Genomic DNA, 14,179 nt, shown 5'->3' with positions numbered 1-14,179 from the left:
CCCGTGGAGGCCGTCGAGGGCTGTTGAGGGCCTGGCGGGCGGCGGCGGGGTTAGTGGTGGCCGCTACCAGCAGCACGGTTTCGATGGTTTCGAGGCGGCGGCGCACCTCTCCGCTCACGGCGGCGCGCTCGGTGCCAGGCGCGGCCTCCAGGCGAGCCAGCAGCTCGTGGGCCAGCTCCTCGCCATGTGGGTACAGCAGCTTGCCGCGGCTCTGGTCGGTGAAGTCGAGGGCGTCGAGGATGGACTGCTGGGTTTTCTGGCCGAAGCCTTTGAGCTTACTTACCTCGTCGTTTTCAGCCGCCGTACGCAGCTGAGCGCCATCTTCAATGCCCATATCCTTCCACAGGCTGCGGATTTTCTTAGGGCCGATGCCCTTTATCTTCAGCAGCTCCACCACGCCGGGCGGGGTGGTGGCCAGCAGCCGGTCGAGCTCCTCGAACGAGCCGGTATCCAGCATTTCGGCCACTTTGGCGGCGGCGGTCTTGCTTAGGCCGGTGCGGTCGGGTAGGCCGGTGCGCTCCACATCGGCCACTGGGAAGCTGAGGGCTTCCAGAGAGCTGGCGGTGCCTTCGTAGGCCCTGATTTTAAACGGATTTTCGCCGTGCAGCTCCAGCAGCTGGGCCGCCAGGCGAAAGGCTCGGGTTAGGGCGCGGTTGTCCATGGCAGCAAAGGTAATGCGTGCGCAGGGGAACAGGTGCTGGGGTAACAGCCGCTATACGCCGGTTTCGGTCTGCCCGGTGCGCCCTGCCGCCAGCTCTGCCGATACCCTGTTGTGGCTGACGGCCCCGCACAACCCCGAGGGCAGCCGACCGGCCCGCCGCCCTCGGCAGCCTTGTTTCGGTTGCCTGGTTCTTACTTTCCGTATCTTACTTTTACTGTCCACCTATTTCTTCCGCCATGCGCCTTTTCACCGTTTTTGCTTCCCTGAGTGTGCTCCTGCTGGCTGCCACCTGCAACCCCGAGTCGCAGGGCTCGCGCCTGCCGCCCAACCTGAAGCAGCTGGAAGGCACCTGGCTGCACGCCCACGAGGAGGACCAGGACGATGTGCTGGTGTACCGTCCCAACACGTACACCTTTCCGCCGTCGCGGGGCCGCACGGGCTTTGCCTTCGAGCGCAACGGCCTGTTTACTCAGTACGACATTGCCCCCACCGACGGCCTTGAAGGCCATAAAGGGCGCTGGAAAGCCCAGAACGACCATACGCTGCTTATCAGCCTCGACGACAAGCAGGAACCCGACTACGCGCTTGAGATAATTTCGCTGGAAAATAACGTACTGAAAGTGAAGCGCAAGCAATAAGAAATCGGGCACCTGCAACCCACCGCCGGAGTTTCGGCTCCCGTTGACAGGTGCTATTGCCCGATTTCCTATTGCCTTGCCTATGCGTTTACCCCTCTATTTATCCGCCGCACTGCTCCTGCTTTTGGCTGGCTGCAAAAAAGACGACGACCCCACCCCGGACTATGTTTTTGGTCGGGCCTGGTATAACACCTACCAGGCCGGCGAAGATGGCGCCACGGTTTTCTCGCCCACCAACCCCAACATGGCTTGGCGCTACGACGGCTTCCGCCTCAACGCCGACGGCAGCTTTCTGGAGTACGGCCTCGACGCCCTCGACAGGCCAGAGGAACGGCCGGGCACCTGGCAGAGTGAGGGTGGCCAAACGTACCGTATCACCTTTCGTACACCAACCCGCAAGGGCTATGTGCTCCGCATTACCAAGCCAGCCAACGATCAGCTACAGGCCCGGCGCGACCAGTAAGCCAGCCACCAACCGGCCGCCGGCCCTCATTATTTCTCACGTCTTATAACTCCATCCATCTCATGCGCACTCTCCTGCTGACTGTACTCGCCACGGGCCTGCTGGCCGCCTGCACGCCTACCGCCCCTGACGTATCGCCCGAAAAAACCGGCACTCCGCCGGCCGACGATGCCCGGCTGTTTGGCCGCATGTGGCTTAACTCTCACGAATCCCGCCCCAACGAAACGCCCACTTACCGCCCCGAGAACTACACCTGGACCACGCCGCCCCAGCGCTATAACATGCCCATTGAGGGCGGCGACGGGTTTCGGCTCGATGCCGACGGCAAGGGCGCCTACATCGCGCCCGGCATCGGTACCGGCCCCACCACCCACCCTATTACCTGGCAGCGTGCCGAGCCCGGCAAGTCGGTTTTTCGCCTCCATGTAACCGACAATTCGCGGCCCGATATGCAGTTGGAAGTCGTGAGCGTGGATGCCGACCGCCTTACGGCCCGCTACCTGCCCTAGCCAGCGGCGCCAGTTACCAGCGGCATAGCGGCCCGGTTGCCCCAAATGGTGGGCAGCCGGGCCGTTTGGCGTTATGTTTGCGCCGAAACCCACCTGCTTCTCATATGAACTATTGGCTTGTTAAATCGGAACCGGCGGCGTACTCCTGGGCCGACTTTGTGCGCGAGGGCGGCACCGACTGGACCGGCGTGCGCAACTTCCAGGCCCGCAACTTCCTGCGTCAGATGCAGCCCGGCGACCCGGTGCTGTTCTACCACAGCGTGAGCGACAAGCAGGTGGTGGGCATAGCTGAAGCCGCTGCCCCCGCCGCCCCCGACGCCACAGCCCCCGCCGGCACCGACTGGGTAGCCGTGCGCCTGGTGCCCCGCCAGCCCCTGGCTACGCCCGTGTCGCTGGCCCGCATCAAGCAAGACGAGCGCCTGAGCCAGATTGCCCTGCTGCGCCAGTCGCGCCTGTCGGTGATGCCGCTGAAGGCCGAGGAGTTCGATGTGCTGCTGGAGCTGGGGGCCGGGGCAGCATAAGCCCCCACCCCGAGCAGAGCCGGAAAGCCGGGGCAGGCCGTCGCGGGGCCAGACGGCGGGGCTACGCCCGCGCTTCCGATTTTGCCCGGAATGGATTTCCGCGTTTCATCCGCTTGCGGTATGGAATATAGTAAGGGGCGGCATCATCCAGAGGCCAGCGGGGTTAGGCAGAGCCCGGGCTTCTGCGTATCTTACCCTTGCTCCTCTCCTCTGAAAGCCCGGTGGTTCCCGCTATGAGACATACGCTCCTGCTTTTTTGTCTGCTGATTGTCGCGCCGGGCCTGTGGGCGCAGAAACCCAAAGGCCCCCGGCCCCCGGTAGAGCCCTTGCAGGAACGGCGCACCGAGCTGCCGCTGGAGTTTTCCAACAGCGAGGTGCAGGTACAGCCCCTGGCCGAAGACAGCAGCCTGGTGCTGCTCGTGGAGCACGATGTGCGGCTGACGAGCCGGCCCGGCTACTACTTCCAGAAGCTTGACTACCAGCTGAAGCCTGCCCCGCCCCGGCCCCTGGAGGTACCGCGGGGCTACGAGTTTCAGCGCATCTGCGCCGAGGGCACCGATGTGTACGCCCTGTTCAGCGGCGTGGCGGAGGGCACACTTTGGGTGGCCGCCCTGGATACGCGCACCGGCGAGCTGGCTACCGGCGAGTTCAAAACCAAGAAAGCCCGTCAGATTCATAACCTCACTGCCCTCGATGGCAACCTGTTTGTAACGGTGGAAGTGGAACAGCACCTGACGGTACTGTTGCTGAACCTGCAGACGGCCCAGTTTCAGTTTCTGCCCTCCGTGTACGAGCCGCTGCCGGCCCGCTTTACGCTGGTAGCCGATTCGGCTACCCAACGGGCCGAGCTGATTCTGAGCGAATCCAACGGGTTTAAGTCGCGGTTGCAGCTTAAGCAGCTCGACCAGCAGGGCCAGCTCATCCGCTCCGAGTTTGTGCAGGCCGGCTCCGAGCGCGGCCTGCTCGATGCCCAGCTCAGCTCGGGCGACAGCGCGGCCCGGATACTGGCCGGCACCTACACGCTGCGCGACTCGCGCTACTCCCAGGGCCTGTTCGCAGCCGACCTGACGGCCGGCACCACGCCTACCGGCCAGCGCCGCTCGCTACGCTTCTACGATTTCCTCAACTTCAAGCACTTCTTCGATTTTATGAAGCCGGCGAGAGTGGAACGACTGCGCCAGCGCCAGGCCCGCCTGCGCGACGAGGCCCGCCAGACGCGCCACCGCTACCAACTGCTTATGCACGATATGCTGCCTACTGCCGAGGGGTTTGTGCTGGTAGCCGAGGTGTATTATGCCCGCTACAATAGCGGCTACAGTGGTTATGGCCTGCCTAGCGGCATTGGCCCCGGAGGTCTGCCCTATGGCACCGGCGCCGGAGGCTTCGGCTACCCCTCGCGCTACAATAGCTTTTATACCAACCACCGGCCAGCCAATGGGTACCACTTCAGCCACGCCGTAGTCTGCGGTTTCGACCGCCAAGGCAACTTACTCTGGGACAACTCTTTCCTGCTTGAGGAGGTGAACCGCGCTCAGCTGGAAGAGACCGTTGCCGTGCGGCCCCTGAACGATGGCAAGCTGGTGCTGGCCTACATGAAAGACGATAAGCTCTACTACAAGCTGGTAGACCGCACAGCGCCTTCACCCAACGACTGGCAGGTGCGCCTGCGCACTGCCCCGGCAGCCCCCGCTGGCACCGAAAGCACCGGTAAGCGGGAAGAGAAAACCATCAGCACCTATCAGGAGCACCTGTTGCCCTGGTACGGCCGCCATTTTCTGGCCGTTGGCTACCAAAGCGTCCGCTCCGAAAGCGGGAATATGCGAGAGGTATTTTTTCTCAACGACCTGGCCTTTTAACCAGCCGAATATCCCTAATAACAAAGCGCAGAACCGCCCTCCAAAGTCCCTGATACTAGGAGTTTTTGGAGGACGGTTCTGCGCTTTGTTCAGCCACCAGATGGCTGTTCTGGCAATTCAGCTGCTTGAAGCTGTGTAGAGAGTCAGCCGCTTATTTTTAAAAGCCGCCGCTGGCCACGTTGGGCAGCACCTTGCTCAGCTCGGCTACCTGGGCACGGGTAAAGCTGCCGCTGATGGCCATGAGCACAAACGAGCCGGTATTTTTCTCGCCACCCACGGCCACCAGCTCCGTTACCATACCCAACTGCTCGCGCACCGAGTAGCGCATTTGGTTCGGGATATTGGGGTCGGTATCAGCGGCGGGCAGGGGCGTGTACCGCTCGCTGGCCAGCAGGCCGGCTACTTCCTTGTCGAGGCCCTCTACTACCAGCTGCTGGGCGCTGTTGCTGGTGGGCGTAAAGGTGAGGATTTTGGCGCTCCGGATGGAAGTGAGGGCCTGGCTTAGGTCGTTGTTGCCACCTAGCTTGCCGAGGCGGCCCAGCAGAAAACGGGTACCCAAGCCGGCGTTCCAGTCGGTGGCCTTGAAACCGGAACGGTTTTCATACTTGTTGAAGAACTCGGCAACCGTACGGGCTGGCGTGCCTGGGCCACTGGCCCGGCAACCCGCCAGCCACAGCAGGGCAACAGCCAGCAGCAAAGGAGCGAAACGAACTTTCATAAGCATCTACTTGATAAGGGAGTGGAAAACGATATGGTGTTGCTGCTGTACGCAATACCCGGCCGCCCGTTGGCAATGCCGGGCCCGCGCCGCTGCAAAACACTAAGAATACGGCAACAAAAAAGCGGCGCACCCGGTGGGTACGCCGCTTTTTTACGTTGCTTTCGCAGCCTTATGGCTGGGGAGCATTCGGGATGAAGAATTCAAACTTGAACTCTACCCGACGGTTCTTAGCCATGTTGGCGGCCGAGGTGTTCGGAGCAGCGGGCTCCGACTCACCCTTACCTTCCGTCACGATGCGAGCGGGGTCGAGGGCTTTGCCAGTGAAGTAACGCTTCACCGAACCGGCACGACGCTCCGACAGACCCTGGTTGTACTCATCGGTACCGCGCGAATCGGCGTAGCCGATTACCCGGATGCTGTACTCAGGGTTGTCCTTGAGGGCCTTTACCATCTTGTCGAGGGTACCGTACGAGGTGCGCTTGATAACCGTGCTGTTCGTTTCGAAGCGAATTGGCTGCTCCAGCTTGCGAAGGGCGGGGTTCACTTCCATTGGGCAGCCGTTGGCATCAACGCGGGTGCCGACCGGGGTGGCGGGGCACTTGTCCATGTTGTCGGGTACACCGTCGCCGTCAGCGTCCATTACCATTGGGCAACCGGTAGCATCTACCTGGGTGCGGCCGGGGTGTCGGGGCACTTGTCGTTCTTGTCGGCTACGCCGTCACCGTCGGCATCTGGGCAACCGCGCAGAGCGGGCAGGCCAGCCTGGTCGGGGCACTCGTCGTCCTTGTCAGCCACACCGTCACCGTCTTTGTCGGGGCAGCCCATCATGGCAGCCGTACCGGCTTCGGTCGGGCACTGGTCTTGGTAATCCGGAACACCGTCTTTGTCGCCGTCGAGCGGGCAACCGTTTTCGTCCACGGCTACGCCGGAGGGCGTGTCGGGGCACTTGTCTTTACGGTCAGATACGCCGTCACCGTCGGTATCCTTGGCTTTGCCCAGGTTGAAGCTCAGGCCCAGCTTGTGCTGCAGGTACCGGTCGTTGAGCTTGCCAACATTGGTAATGCCGTCAATCTGGTCGGTGAGCGGGTAGTGCTGACCGGTCTGAACGAACAGGCCCACCGTCTCCGAGAAGTTAAACTTGATACCGGCGGCAGCCGAGATGTCAAACGCGTACACGTCGGAGTTGCCGACAATCTTATCGTTGATGTCGTAGAGGTCGGGGCTGGCGAAGAATACGCCGGGCTGTACCACCAGGTAAGGCGCGATAAACGCGTCCTCCTTCAGGGCCCAGCCATTATTGAGCTTCAGCTTAATGGGAATGCCTACGTTCACCACGTTGGCATCGAAGCGCCGGATGGGGTAGTAGGTGTTCTTCGGATAATCGGCCGAGAACTTCATGTCGCCGTAGCTCAGGTCCAGACCAATGTCGAGGCCCGGAGCAATGTAGCGGCTCACTGTTACACCCAGACCGTATTCTACCTTGTTGCTTTTGAACCACTCCGACCCGAGGTCGCCGTGGTACTGCAGCCAGTTGTAGTAGACGCTGATGTTGGTTTTACGGTCCGATGTCTGTGCTTGCGCATCGGGGGCCAACGACAACATCGCAAGACCACAGGCCGCAATGGAGGTTAGGATTTTTTTCATAAGAAAAGAGGTTTGAAAAGGCAAAGGTATCTTTTCCGGCCGTGGAACCGCGCTGGCGGCTGTATGCCTCACTGTGGTGCCTATACCGGCCTGCACAAAATTAGGTTGTTCTAATATGTCTTTAATTTTGCTGCCGGCCCTCACTATATAATAGCTATTACGCAGCTAATCAGGCAAATCGGTCAATTTTTCGACCAATGGGCCCGGCGCAATTTCTCGGCAACTTCCCTGGCGGCTCTACTCCTGAAAGGCAACCGAAAAAAAATTCAGACAGGTCGAATTCCAGACCCAGGTCAATAAGTCGGCCGAACCGGGCTGCTTAACGGCGCATCAACCGCTCGATGTCGGCCACTTCGAGCGGGATGTTCTTCATCAGGTCGTCGTTGCCGGTTTTGGTGAGGAGGATGTCGTTTTCGAGACGGATACCCAGGCCCTCGGCCGGAATGTAGATGCCCGGCTCGCAGGTGTACACCATGCCCGGCTCGAAGGTGCGGTACTTGAAGCCCACATCGTGCACATCGAGGCCCAGGTAGTGGCTGGTGCCGTGCATAAAATACTGCTTGTAGAGCGGCGCGGCGGGGTCCTGATTCTTCACGTCCGACGCGTTCAGCAAATCGAGCTTGATGAGCTCTTTCTCCATTTCGGAGCCCACGGCGGCGTGGTATTCCTCGATGTTGCCGCCGGCCACGAGCCGGGCCGTGGCGAACTTCATCACGTGCAGCACGGCCTCGTATACGGCGCGCTGGCGCTTGGTAAAGGTGCCGCTGATGGGAATGGAGCGCGACATGTCGGCCGCGTAGTTGGCATATTCGGCCCCGAAATCCAGCAGCATCACGTCGCCGGCCTGGCACTCGCGGTCGTTACTGACGTAGTGCAGGATGCAGGCGCTGGGCCCCGAGGCGATGATGGAGCCATAGGCCGGCCCGCGCGAGCCGCCGCGTAGAAACTCGTGGAAGATTTCGGCCTCCACCTCGTACTCCATCACGCCGGGCCGCACGAAGCCGAGCAGGCGGCGGAAGGCGGCCTCCGTGATGTCGGCGGCCTTTTGCATAAGCCGGATTTCCTCGGGGCTTTTGATGGCCCGCAGTTGGTCGAGCAGGCGCGCGGCGCGGCGGTACTGGTGCAGCGGGTAAGCCGCCTGCAGGCGCTTAATGAAGCGGGCGTTGCGGGTTTCCACCGCCACCGTGGCCCGGATGTGCTCGTTGGCGGGCAGGTACACGTTGTCGGCTTCGTTCATCAGGGCCGGAAGCACCGACTCGAACGAATCGAGCCACATGATGGTGCGCACACCCGTTTGCTCGCGGGCCTGCTCCTTGGTGAGTTTGTAGCCTTCCCAGATAAGAATTTCGGGGCTGGTTTCCTTCAGAAACAGGATTTCGCGGTGCTGAGGCAGCGTGGCGTCGGGGCAGATAACGAGGATGCTTTCTTCCTGGTCGACGCCGCTGAGGTAGAACAAATCATTGTTCTGGCGGAACGGCATGGTGCCGTCGGCGTTGGTGGGCATAATGTCGTTGGCCTGGAAGATGGCCAGCGAGGCGGGCGGCAGCAGCTCGCGGAAGCGGCGGCGGTTTTCGGTAAACAAATCGGGCGAAATAGGGCCGTAGCGCATAGTAGCGGGGATGAGGTAAACAGGTGGCTGCCGCCGAAGCGGCTGGGCCAAGTTAGGCAGATTACGGTTCCGGCCGAAAAAGAACGTCATTCAGAGCGCAGCGAAGAATCTCGCATGGAATAGTTGAACACATTGCCAACATCAGCACGCGAGATTCTTCGCTGCGCTCTGAATGACGTTCTTTTTCGCCCCTACCGCCGCAGTATCTTTGCCGGCTCACTCGCCCCGCCATGCCCGCTGCCGCCCCGCCCGCCGTCCTGCTCATCCAGACTGCCTTTATTGGCGACGTGATTCTGGCCACGGCCCTGCTGGAATACCTGCATCGCACCGAGCCCGACACGCCGGTCGACTTTCTGGTGCGCCGCGGCAACGAAAGCCTGCTAAAGGGACACCCGCAGGTGCGGCAGGTGTTGGTGTGGGACAAAAAGCAGGACAAGTACCAGGGCCTGCTGCGGCTACTGGGCCATATCCGGCGCTCCAATTACGGCCGCGTCGTCACGCTGCAGCGCTTCGCCAGCACCGGCTTACTCACGGCCTTTTCGGGCGCCCCCGAGCGCGTGGGTTTCGACAAGAACCCGCTGGCCCGGTTTTTCACGCGCACCGCGCCGCACGTGCTGGAGGCCGGCGTACACGAGGTAACGCGTAACCTGCGTCTGCTCGCCCCCGACTACCAGGGCCCGGTGGTGCCACCCCGCCTCTACCCTTCCGCAGACGACGAGCAGGCCGCGGCCGAAGCTGTGGCGGCGGCCGGGGGCGGGCCGTACATATGTATTGCGCCTACCTCGGTGTGGTTTACCAAGCAGTTTCCGGAGCAGCAATGGCTGAAACTGCTGGCCGCGCTGCCGCCCGATTACACCGTGTTTCTGCTTGGCGGCCCACCCGATACGGCCGCCTGCCAGCGGCTGCTGGAGCAAAGCGGCCGGCCGGGTTCGGTGAACCTGTCGGGTCGCCTGTCGCTGTTGGCCTCGGCGGCACTCATGCGCGGGGCGATGCTTAACTACGTCAACGATTCGGCGCCCATGCACTTATGCTCGGCCGTGGGCGCGCCGGTGTGCGCGGTGTACTGCTCCACGGTGCCGGCCTTCGGGTTCGGGCCGCTGAGTCCGTTTTCGCGCATCGTGGAAATTGAGGGGCCCCTGCCCTGCCGCCCCTGCGGCCTGCACGGCCACGCCGCCTGCCCGCTGGGCCACTTCCGCTGCGCCCACGATATTCGTACTGAACAGCTGCTGGCAGTTTTGGGGCAAGCTCAAGGTGGGATGGTGAATGGGTGAAAGAGGTTGTCATGCTGAGCAAAGCGCAGCGGAGTCGAAGCATCTCTACCACTTCGTTGCATTGGTGAGTCGGCGAAAGGATTACCATTGCAGTAGAGATGCTTCGACTCCGCTGCGCTTTGCTCAGCATGACAACCTCTCTTACCTCACTCACACATTCACTGCTCGTATCTTTGCAACCTACCGCGCGCTGGCGTGGTTATACCAGGCCGGGGCGGCGGGTGGCTTGCACAAATTCAAGTCTTCTAAGCCCTAAGCCCACCAGACCCTACAACATGACTGATTACGACCTGTACGAGTTGCCCAACGGAATTCGGGTGCTGCATAAGCAGGTTCCGCACACCAAAATTGCCCACTGTGGCTTTCTGCTCGACATCGGCTCGCGCGACGAGAAACCGCACCAGCTCGGGCTGGCGCACTTCTGGGAGCACATGGCTTTCAAGGGCACCGAGAAGCGCAAGAGCTTCCACATCCTCAACCGTCTCGAAACGGTGGGCGGCGAGCTGAACGCCTATACTACTAAGGAGAAAATCTGCTTCTATGCCTCGCTGCTGAGCACGCACTTCGAGCGCGCCTTCGAGCTTCTGACCGACCTGACGTTCAACTCGGTGTTCCCCGAAAAGGAGATTGAGAAGGAGCGCGGCGTGATTCTGGAAGAAATGGCCATGTACCACGATGCGCCCGAAGACGCCATCATCGACGACTTCGACGACGTAGTTTTTGCCCGCCACACGCTGGGCCACAACATTCTGGGTACCCGCGAAAGCGTGTCGGGCTTCCAGCAGGCCGATTTCCACCAGTTTCTGGCCGAAAACGTGCGCACCGACCGGGTGGTGTTCAGCTCGGTGAGCAACCTGCCGTTTAAGGAGGTAAAGCGACTGGCCGATAAGTATCTGGCCCCGCTACCGGCTCGGCTCGGAGCGCGGCCCCGGCTGGGTTTCAGCGGCTACCAGCGCCTGGAGAGGCTGGAGCGCAAGCCCATCACTCAGGCCCACTGCCTCATCGGCGGCCCCGCCTACGCGTTGCACGACGAGCGGCGGATTCCGTTCTTCCTGCTCAGCAACCTGCTCGGCGGCCCCGGCATGAACTCGCGCCTCAACCTGGGAGTGCGCGAAAAGTACGGCCTCGTGTACACCATCGACGCCACCTACTCGCCCTACACCGACACGGGCCTGTTTGGCATCTATTTCGGCACCGAGAAAAAGCAAGTGAACCGCACCGTGGCGCTGGTGCAGAAGGAGCTTAAGCGCCTGCGCGAGCAAACCCTGGGCACCTCGCAGCTGCACACGGCCAAGGAGCAGCTGATGGGCCAGCTGGCTATGGCCGAGGAAAGCAACAGCGGCCTGATGCAGCTGCTGGCCAAAAGCACCCTCGACCTGGGCCGCGTGGAAGCCATCAACGAAATTTTCGACCGCATCCGCCGCATCAGCGCCCCCGAGCTGCTGGAAATGGCCAACGAAATCCTCACCGACGACAACCTGAGCGTACTCCAGTACGTGCCGGAGTAGGGTTGAACGTTGTAGGGTGCGGGGCTTGTCCCCGCCCCACCGTTGGACGATTCGGCAATGGCCCGTTATGGGAATTTAACGGCGGGCGGGGACAAGCCCCGCCCCTACAGCCTATAACCTCGTTACCAATGCCCCATTTCGGCCACGTCAGCTACTACCGGCCGGGCGATGTGCTGGATAGCCGGCTAGCGCTGAGCCGGGCGGGGCTGCACCGGCCCACCCGCACGGGCGTGAGCGGCTCGGCTGATGAGGGGGCCGATTCTATCATTCTGGCAGACCAGTACGCCGACGACGATTTTCGGGAAGATGACCTGACGTACTCGGGCAGCGGCGGCCGCGACCCACGCAGCGGCCGGCAAACGGCGCACCAGGAAATGAGCGGCCGCAACCTATATCTGCACAAAAGCCTCGAAAATGGTCATCCGGTGCGGGTCTTCCGGCGGATTGCGGTTGATTCGGGCTTCGGCTACCGCTACGAAGGACTCTACCGGGTGGTGGCAACGGTGTATGAGGCGGGCAAGGCAGGTTTCCTCGTCTGGAAGTTTCGGTTGGTACCGCACTAAGGCGAGTGGATGATGCCTCACGTTAAGAAGCATAAATTTAATTTTTAGTGTTATAATACTAAGAACACACAACTCTTCCTCAATCAAAAGCCATGACATACGTAGACTTGATTTCGTTTTTCGAAGTTGAAACGAGCTCTATTGCCTGCAAGCAGAGATTACTTGATAATATCGCGTTTGACAATAAAAATAACAATGAGAAAATGGATATTGAATACAACGTATATAGGCTGATTATACAGTACAGTGATAATAAAGTAGAAATATGGGACGCCATAATGGACTCTTTGGGATATGAACAAGAACCGTATACTTCGACTCTTGAAGATTTTATTACGTTACTGAAAGCACATAATCCATGCAAATAAAATTATTTATACTTTTGTGTTTTATCAATAAAATAACCTAATTAGTTTATCAATAGCATTTAACACTATTATTTAATCGTATTTATTTTACCTGCAATACTTCTCATGTACTCCCCCGACGACGCCCAGCGTTACGCCGACGACCACACCAGCCCCGAAAGCGCACTGCTCGCCCGCCTCAACCGCGAAACCCATGTGCAGGTGCTGCACGCCCGGATGCTGTCGGGGCACGCGCAGGGGCGGCTTTTGAGCATGCTGAGCCACATGGTTCGGCCGCGGCGGGTGCTGGAACTGGGCACGTTTACCGGCTACTCGGCCCTGTGCCTGGCCGAGGGGCTGGCCCCGGATGGGCTGCTGCACACCGTCGAGCAGAACCCCGAATTGGCGGGCCGCATCCGGCGTTACGTGGCTGAAGCGGGGCTTGCTGACCGGATTCGGTTGCATATCGGTTTGGCCGGAGAAGTGGTGCCCGCGCTGGCTGAAACCTGGGATTTGGTGTTCATCGACGCCGATAAAATCAATAACGACACCTACTACGAGCTGGTGCTGCCCCAGGTGCGGCCGGGCGGGTTTCTGCTGATTGATAACGTGCTGTGGAACGGCAAGGTGCTGCCTGGCTACCCCGTGAAGCCCGCCGACAAAGACACCCACGCCGTGCGGGCTTTCAATGCCAAAGTGCAGGCCGATGCGCGGGTAGAAAACGTGCTGCTGCCCCTTCGCGACGGGCTGCTGCTGATGCGCAAGCTGTAACAGAACAGCTTAGGGGCGGGGCTTGTCTCCGCCCGCCGTTGGCACCATTTCGACGATTCCGTTCAACGACACGAATGGCGGGCGGGGACAAGCCCCGCCCCTACACTGTTTGAAAAGAAAAATCCGCCGTCGTTAAACGTCGGCGATTTTTGGTGTCTTTGCTGGCTAATGCCCTCATACCTCGCTTGATGACGCTACGTTTCCTCTTTGGCCTGCTGCTTTTCAACTTGTTACTGACTACGGCCCGGGCCCAGACGACCGTGAGCGGGCAGGTAGTTGATGCCCAGGATCAGTCGGCGCTGCTGGGAGCCAATGTGGTGCTGCTGCAGCTGCCCGACTCGGTGCGGCGGGGCGCGGCGGTGGAAGCCGACGGTTCGTTTACGGTGCCAAGCGTACCGGCGGGGCGCTACCGGCTCACGGTGTCGTTTTTGGGCTACCAGGATTTGCAGCGTACCGTGGAAGTGGGCACCACGCCGCTGAACCTGGGCGCCCTGACGCTGCAGGCCGGGGGCGTGACGCTGAAGGGCGTGGAAGTGGTGGGCCAGGCCGCCGCCGCCGTGCAGAAGGGCGACACGGCCCAGTTCAACGCCGACTCGTTCAAAACCAACCCCGATGCCAGCGCCGGCGACCTGATTAAAAAGATGCCCGGCGTGACCGTGGACCCCACCACCGGCAAGGTGCAGGCCCAGGGCGAGCAGGTGCAGCGCATTCTGGTCGATGGTAAGGAGTTTTTTGGCAACGACCCCGACGCAGTGCTCAAGAACCTGCCGGCTGAGGTAATCGATAAGATTCAGGTGTACGACCGGGCCTCCGACCAGGCCCAGTTTACGGGTTTCGACGACGGCAACCAGCAGAAAACCATCAACATCATCACCAAACCACAATTCCGCAACGGCCAGTTTGGGCGGGTGGTGGCCGGCTACGGGCCGCTCGATGACAGGTACCGGCTGAGCGGCAACCTGAACAGCTTCCAGGGCAAGCGCCGGCTGAGCGTGGTGGCCCAGAGCAACAACATCAACGAGCAGAATTTCGGCACCGACGACCTGCTGGGCGTGGTGGGCAGCTCGGGCGGCGGTGGCCGCGGCGGGCGCGGCGGG

Annotated in this window: 15 protein-coding genes; 10 read left to right on the top strand and 5 right to left on the bottom strand. The window is 61.0% G+C overall.

Annotated features, from left to right (window positions below; genetic code table 11):
- Positions 1-661 (bottom strand): helix-hairpin-helix domain-containing protein (locus tag D0N36_RS18965; RefSeq protein ID WP_242479001.1); only part of this gene is annotated, 661 nt, incomplete at its 3' end.
- A 236-nt stretch (positions 662-897) separates the two neighbouring features.
- Between D0N36_RS18965 and D0N36_RS18960 the strand changes: the two genes are divergently transcribed.
- The 5 genes from D0N36_RS18960 (at position 898) to D0N36_RS18940 (ending at position 4,648) form a co-directional block, all read left to right on the top strand.
- On the top strand, positions 898-1,299 hold the full coding sequence (locus D0N36_RS18960) for a hypothetical protein (RefSeq protein WP_116943384.1): 402 nt from the start codon (positions 898-900) through the stop codon (positions 1,297-1,299).
- Between the two features lie 82 nt (positions 1,300-1,381).
- Positions 1,382-1,762 carry a hypothetical protein gene (locus D0N36_RS18955; protein WP_147320985.1) on the top strand — a complete coding sequence of 127 codons (381 nt, stop codon included), beginning with the start codon at positions 1,382-1,384 and terminating at the stop codon, positions 1,760-1,762.
- Positions 1,763-1,824: 62 nt separating this feature from the next.
- Entirely contained in the window at positions 1,825-2,271 is a 447-nt protein-coding gene (locus tag D0N36_RS18950) for a hypothetical protein (protein ID WP_116943382.1), read from the top strand.
- 104 nt (positions 2,272-2,375) lie between these two features.
- Positions 2,376-2,792: an EVE domain-containing protein gene (locus D0N36_RS18945; RefSeq protein ID WP_116943381.1), complete on the top strand. Its 417-nt coding sequence runs from the start codon at positions 2,376-2,378 to the stop codon at positions 2,790-2,792.
- Between the two features lie 233 nt (positions 2,793-3,025).
- Positions 3,026-4,648, top strand: a complete 1,623-nt coding sequence (locus tag D0N36_RS18940) for a hypothetical protein (RefSeq protein WP_116943380.1) — start codon at positions 3,026-3,028, stop codon at positions 4,646-4,648.
- Between the two features lie 157 nt (positions 4,649-4,805).
- On the opposite strand, the gene D0N36_RS18935 is transcribed toward D0N36_RS18940, so the two are convergent.
- The 4 genes from D0N36_RS18935 to D0N36_RS18925 form a co-directional block, all read right to left on the bottom strand.
- Positions 4,806-5,366, bottom strand: a complete 561-nt coding sequence (locus tag D0N36_RS18935) for a DUF4252 domain-containing protein (protein ID WP_190242767.1) — start codon at positions 5,364-5,366, stop codon at positions 4,806-4,808.
- 172 nt (positions 5,367-5,538) lie between these two features.
- Complete coding sequence (locus tag D0N36_RS19840; RefSeq protein ID WP_242479000.1) at positions 5,539-6,063, bottom strand: OmpA family protein; 525 nt, start codon at positions 6,061-6,063, stop codon at positions 5,539-5,541.
- Entirely contained in the window at positions 6,033-7,013 is a 981-nt protein-coding gene (locus D0N36_RS20175) for a thrombospondin type 3 repeat-containing protein (RefSeq protein ID WP_317191505.1), read from the bottom strand. Before D0N36_RS20175 ends, D0N36_RS19840 begins: the two co-directional genes overlap by 31 nt.
- Positions 7,014-7,332: 319 nt before the next feature.
- A complete protein-coding gene (locus tag D0N36_RS18925) occupies positions 7,333-8,622 on the bottom strand; it encodes an aminopeptidase P N-terminal domain-containing protein (RefSeq protein ID WP_116943385.1) in 1,290 nt (429 codons plus the stop codon).
- Between the two features lie 230 nt (positions 8,623-8,852).
- Between D0N36_RS18925 and D0N36_RS18920 the strand changes: the two genes are divergently transcribed.
- The 5 genes from D0N36_RS18920 to D0N36_RS18900 form a co-directional block, all read left to right on the top strand.
- The gene (locus D0N36_RS18920; protein WP_116943378.1) at positions 8,853-9,893 is read left to right on the top strand and encodes a glycosyltransferase family 9 protein; all 1,041 of its coding nucleotides are present in this window, start codon (positions 8,853-8,855) and stop codon (positions 9,891-9,893) included.
- 275 nt (positions 9,894-10,168) lie between these two features.
- Positions 10,169-11,401 carry a M16 family metallopeptidase gene (locus D0N36_RS18915; protein WP_116943377.1) on the top strand — a complete coding sequence of 411 codons (1,233 nt, stop codon included), beginning with the start codon at positions 10,169-10,171 and terminating at the stop codon, positions 11,399-11,401.
- A 128-nt stretch (positions 11,402-11,529) separates the two neighbouring features.
- Positions 11,530-11,964, top strand: coding sequence for a YDG/SRA domain-containing protein (locus tag D0N36_RS18910; RefSeq protein ID WP_116943376.1), 435 nt, complete (start codon positions 11,530-11,532; stop codon positions 11,962-11,964).
- A 473-nt stretch (positions 11,965-12,437) separates the two neighbouring features.
- A complete protein-coding gene (locus D0N36_RS18905) occupies positions 12,438-13,082 on the top strand; it encodes an O-methyltransferase (protein ID WP_116943374.1) in 645 nt (214 codons plus the stop codon).
- A 188-nt stretch (positions 13,083-13,270) separates the two neighbouring features.
- Positions 13,271-14,179, top strand: a 909-nt coding sequence (locus D0N36_RS18900) for a TonB-dependent receptor (RefSeq protein ID WP_147320984.1), incomplete at its 3' end; no start/stop codon positions are given.

This window comes from Hymenobacter lapidiphilus (assembly GCF_003417065.2).
GTDB lineage: Bacteria > Bacteroidota > Bacteroidia > Cytophagales > Hymenobacteraceae > Hymenobacter.
The sequence above is the reverse complement of the archived record's forward strand: the minus strand, read 5'-3'. Positions and strand labels throughout refer to the sequence as shown.